The organism is Stenotrophomonas sp. FW305-C-20-S1 (assembly GCF_058783335.1).
This window is the reverse complement of sequence record NZ_JBYTEK010000082.1, coordinates 1-718: the sequence shown is the minus strand read 5'-3', so window position 1 is coordinate 718 and position 718 is coordinate 1. Positions and strand designations below refer to the sequence as shown.

Genomic DNA, 718 nt, shown 5'->3' with positions numbered 1-718 from the left:
TAGGCCGATGTGAGTGTCCCTTTTGGGGCCTTAGCTCAGCTGGGAGAGCACCTGCTTTGCAAGCAGGGGGTCGTCGGTTCGATCCCGACAGGCTCCACCATCTAAGCTGTTCCGGAAGAGTCTTCCGGGTCTGTAGCTCAGGTGGTTAGAGCGCACCCCTGATAAGGGTGAGGTCGGTAGTTCGAGTCTACCCAGACCCACCATTCTCTGAATGACGCATACAATCGATCTTTATACGCATCGGCACTGTGGCCGGTACGTGTTCTTTTAAAACTTGTGACGTAGCGAGCGTTTGAGATACATCTATCAGACGTGTCGTGAGGCTAAGGCGGGAATCGGAAGATTCCTTATTAATTGAGTCGTTATATTCGTATCTGGGCTTTGTACCCCCAGGTCAAATATGTAACCCAAGGCAACTTGCGGTTATATGGTCAAGCGAATAAGCGCACACGGTGGATGCCTTGGCGGTCAGAGGCGATGAAGGACGTGGCAGCCTGCGAAAAGTATCGGGGAGCTGGCAACAAGCTTTGATCCGGTAATGTCCGAATGGGGAAACCCACCCGCTTGCGGGTATCCTGCAGTGAATACATAGCTGCTGGAAGCGAACCTGGTGAACTGAAATATCTAAGTAACCAGAGGAAAAGAAATCAACCGAGATTCCGTAAGTAGCGACGAGCGAACGCGGACTAGCCCTTAAGCTGATTTGGTTCTAGGAAAA

Annotated in this window: 2 tRNA genes and 1 rRNA gene; all 3 read left to right on the top strand. The window is 51.4% G+C overall.

The window, feature by feature from the left end:
* The first annotated feature begins 24 nt into the window (after nucleotides 1–24).
* Nucleotides 25–100: transfer RNA gene (locus AC3WTC_RS20510), tRNA-Ala, on the top strand.
* Between the two features lie 26 nt (nucleotides 101–126).
* Nucleotides 127–203, top strand: a tRNA-Ile gene (locus AC3WTC_RS20505).
* A 226-nt stretch (nucleotides 204–429) separates the two neighbouring features.
* Nucleotides 430–718, top strand: a 23S ribosomal RNA gene (locus tag AC3WTC_RS20500); the annotation flags it as partial.